Source organism: Pseudonocardia sp., assembly GCF_025465255.1.
Lineage (GTDB): Bacteria > Actinomycetota > Actinomycetes > Mycobacteriales > Pseudonocardiaceae > Pseudonocardia.
Genome location: NZ_JAODNI010000253.1, coordinates 1 through 3,633 on the forward strand (window position 1 = coordinate 1; position 3,633 = coordinate 3,633).

The following is a 3,633-nucleotide window of genomic DNA, read 5'->3' on the forward strand; positions in this document are numbered from 1 at the left end:
GGAGTCCCGCCCTGCGAGGGCCACCGCACCCAACGTCATCCGGCCCGGACACACCGCCGGATCTCCAGGCAGGACGCCGATTCCGGTCCGACTGCCTCGAGCTGGGCAGCGCCCGACTCACCCCGCGCAAGGCGCCCGGTGTGTGTGCTGGCCTCACAGTCAGAAGAGGCGGTGTCGATGTCGGTCGGGTTCACGGCCGACCGGGCCTGGGTCGCGCGGTGACCACTCCGCTCCCGTGGCCTCCCGGAGGCCGGTTCGGTGGTGGAGGACTCGCCGGGGAAGGAGCTTGCGAACGCCTTCGGCGAGGTGATCGTCTCTTTCCCGCGGCCGCGGATGCCACCGGATGACCGATTCGGTCAGGCGGCCGGCCATGCCAAGGTGACAGGAGGCCGGGGCCTCTCGTCACCCCCCGACCTTCGCACCGAGCAGGGACGACACAGCGTGAACTCGCGGACGGACCACGCCGGGCTCGGGGTCCTCCCCGAGCCGTCACCCGTGTCGGGCGGAACGGGTCGGCGTAGCTCCCCGCGCCCGGGCCAGCGGCCCGGCGGGCGGTTCGGGGACCGCGGACGACGAGCGCGTTCCGTGCGCGCCGGGGTGCGGAGTGGCTGAGCCCGCTTCGGCCCGGCTGCAGGTGGCGGTCGAGGTGGCCGGGATCGCGGCAACGCCGGCCGCTATCGAGGAGCGGGCGGCCGCGCTGCTGGAGTCGCTGCGCCGGGTGGTGCCGTTCCAGGCCGGCTGGATCGCCCTGCTCGACCCGGAGCGCCGCCGGCTGGTACCCCTGGTGAGCCCGGGCTACGACGACACGGTGCGCGCCTACCTCACCAGCCCGGCGAGCGTCGCAGAGATCGAACTGCTCGGCCTGGACCGGGCGCGCCCGCCGATGCGCCTGCGCGATTTCCCCATCCCGCCCGACGAGGTGCGCGGCTGGGCGGAGTACCTGCGCCCGGCGGGGTTCCGGGAGGGCCTCGCGGTCGGCCTGTTCGCCCCGGACGGCCGTCACCTGGGGCATCTGAGCCTGAACACCGAGAGCGCGGCGCATCCCACCGACGCCGCCCGGGACCTGATCGGCGTGCTCGCCCCGCTGGTCGCACAGGCGTTCGACCCGCTGCGCTCGGTCGCGACCGCTGCGCAGCTCGTCCACGGCGCGCTGGCCGGGATCGTGCTGACCCGCGCCGGGCACCCGCTGCCGCTGCCCGGGCTGGGCGCCCACCCACTGCTGGGCGAGGACTCCGCGCTGCTCGCGGTGGCCGCCCAACTGGCCGACGCACGCGCGCACACGGTGTTCCTGTGCCCGCAGGCCGGGCCCGACGCGGCCGTCGGGTACCTCCGGGTGACCGTGCTGGCCTGCGCGTCGCAGCCCCCGCACCACCTCGTGGCGGCGGTGCTGGTGGCCCTGCCCGGGGACCTGCACGGTCTGACCCGCCGGGAGCTGGAGGTCCTGGGGCTGCTCATCGAGGGCTGGACCAACGCGCGCATCGCCGCGGCGCTGGTCATCGCGCCGCGGACGGTCGCCACCCACATGGAGAACATCCTGGCCAAGCTCGGCGCCGAGACCCGGGCCCTGGCCGCGGTCCGGGCCCTGGGCCAGGGCCTGTACGTGCCGCGGCCCCTGACCGGCGTGCAGGGGTGAGAGACCGGCACCTCCCCGCCCGCCCCGACCGGGCGGATCGGTAGGTCTGCCGATGGACGCCGCCCGCCGGGCCGAGCAACCTCGACAGGTTCGGAGCCGACGGCTACCCGCGCCTGCAGCGCGGGTAGCGAGCAGCTTCCGCCGTCGACGCCGTCGCAACTGCCGGAGGTTCGCCGATGAAGTCCCATGGCACACCCGGCGGGTCGGCGCAGCCCACGACCACCCCGGCGGACGAGCGCATGGCGCTGCTGGTGCGCACCCTCTGGGCGTATCGCGAACTCGGCTGCGACCTGGCCCGGACCGCGGCCGCCCTCGGTATCCACCGCAGCACGATGCGGTATCGCCTCTACCGCATCCGCGAACTCACCGGGCACCACCCGGAAGACCCCGGAGCCGAAGAGACACTGCACGCCATCGCGGGCCTGCACCCGCAGTCGTGCTCACGGCCGCCGGCTCATCGCGCGGAGCGCGCTGTCGACGCTGCGGTGGATCTCGAACAGCCGGTGCACGCCGCCGGCAGCGAGGGCCCGGGCCACCGGCCGGTCGACGGCGACCAGGTACAGGCCGATGTCGGCCTCGCCGGCATGGCGGGCCAGCTCGACCAGCGCCGCCACGGCGCCGGGGGCCAGGCCGGTCAGCGCCCGCAGATCCAGCACGACCGCCCACGGGGCCGCGTCCAGCAATCCGCGGACGAGGTGCTGGAACCCGGGCACCGCGGCGTCGTCGAGGCAGCCCTGGACGTGCACGCACGGCACCCCGGGCCGTAGATGGCTGAGGCGGACGGGCGAGCTGCTCCCCTCAGGCGCTGTAGACCCGCCACCGCCGACGCCGTATCCCATCCTGAGCCACCTCCTCGAAGCTCCCACAGCCGTCCTGTACCCCGGCGAAGCCGGGGTCACCAGCGATCGATGCGGGTCGGGCAGGAGCAGGTTCGGTGCGCGCAGGACCGGACCGTGCAGCCCGTACAGGCCCGCCCGGCCGCGTGATCCAGGTCCGAACCCCTGATCCAACGGCCGCGGCAGGAGCGGTCACGGCCCCCTCAGACGTCGAGTTGGTCGAGCGCGCGCTGCGCCGCGTCGAGCTCGGCGCGCAACCGCTCGACACGTTCGCGCTGCCGTTGACGCGCGCCCTCCAACGACGACGTGATCACCTCGGCGACTGCGGGCGGCAGCGACCGGGAGGCGGCGGCCACGTCGGCCGCCTGCACCGGCACGGAGGGCACGACCCGCTTTGTGCCGACGAGCACCTCGACGCTCCACTCGCCGTCCACCTTCGCGGTGAGACTGACGGTCATCTCGGCCGGGCGGTCGGCCCGTCGGCGTGTGCTGACGGGCCGACGCGGGGCTGCGCCCGCGGACGCGGCAGGCCCTTCGGCCGGCACCGCGGCCTTCTCCTTCGGTTTCCTCGGCGCCTCGATCACCGCCCCGGCCACGAGGGATCACCGAACCCGCACCGACTCGACCCCGTAGCCAAGCTGCTCAGCCACCCGCTTCACCGTGCCGTGCTCGCTGCCCAACTCCGCGCGCAGGGTGCGGACCATCCGCACCGCGGCGGCCTTCTCCTCCTCGGAGTACCGGCGCGTAGTTGGCTTACCCGGCGACTGCTCTCTCGGCATGACTCCATCCTCGTTTCCAAGTCAGGAGCCTCCACCGGACCCAGGGCGACTCATTCTCCTCGGTGGGTCTGGCGTTGTTTGGGTCCGGACGGGGAGGAGGGGCCGCGCCGAGGTCAGGGCGGCGCGGCACCTCAGCTGGGGCAGGTGCGAGCGCGGCCGATCAGGGTCGGCCGCAGGTGGCGGGCGACGATCCCGCCGATGTAGGGCGGGCCCGCGCGGGCCCGCCCGGGGGGCTCAGAAGCCCGGCTCCGCGAGCGCCCCGGCCAGGCCGGCGCCGATCTGGTCCTCGCGCTCGGCGTGGTCGTCGAAGTCGCGCCACTCGGCGGTGTTGAAGCTGGTCGGGGTGATCGCGGTGCGGAACATCAGGGCCTCCCGGTGGTCGGTG

3 protein-coding genes and 2 pseudogenes are annotated in these 3,633 nt (G+C 74.6%); 2 read left to right on the forward strand and 3 right to left on the reverse strand.

Translation table 11 applies throughout. The annotated features are described in order from the left end of the window. The first annotated feature begins 604 nt into the window (after positions 1-604). Both JWP64_RS31165 and JWP64_RS31170 read left to right on the forward strand, forming a co-directional pair. Positions 605-1,633 carry a LuxR C-terminal-related transcriptional regulator gene (locus JWP64_RS31165; protein WP_297504211.1) on the forward strand — a complete coding sequence of 343 codons (1,029 nt, stop codon included), beginning with the start codon at positions 605-607 and terminating at the stop codon, positions 1,631-1,633. 239 nt (positions 1,634-1,872) lie between these two features. Then, positions 1,873-2,016: pseudogene (locus tag JWP64_RS31170) on the forward strand (helix-turn-helix domain-containing protein); the annotation flags it as partial. Between the two features lie 57 nt (positions 2,017-2,073). Here JWP64_RS31170 and JWP64_RS31175 read toward each other — a convergent pair. The 3 genes and pseudogenes from JWP64_RS31175 to JWP64_RS31185 all read right to left on the reverse strand — a co-directional run. Then, positions 2,074-2,472 carry an STAS domain-containing protein gene (locus JWP64_RS31175; RefSeq protein ID WP_297504213.1) on the reverse strand — a complete coding sequence of 133 codons (399 nt, stop codon included), beginning with the start codon at positions 2,470-2,472 and terminating at the stop codon, positions 2,074-2,076. 200 nt (positions 2,473-2,672) lie between these two features. Then, entirely contained in the window at positions 2,673-3,065 is a 393-nt protein-coding gene (locus tag JWP64_RS31180; RefSeq protein ID WP_366890901.1) for a DUF6319 family protein, read from the reverse strand. A 15-nt stretch (positions 3,066-3,080) separates the two neighbouring features. Continuing rightward, positions 3,081-3,248: pseudogene (locus JWP64_RS31185) on the reverse strand (IS3 family transposase); the annotation flags it as partial. Between the last annotated feature and the right edge of the window lie 385 nt (positions 3,249-3,633).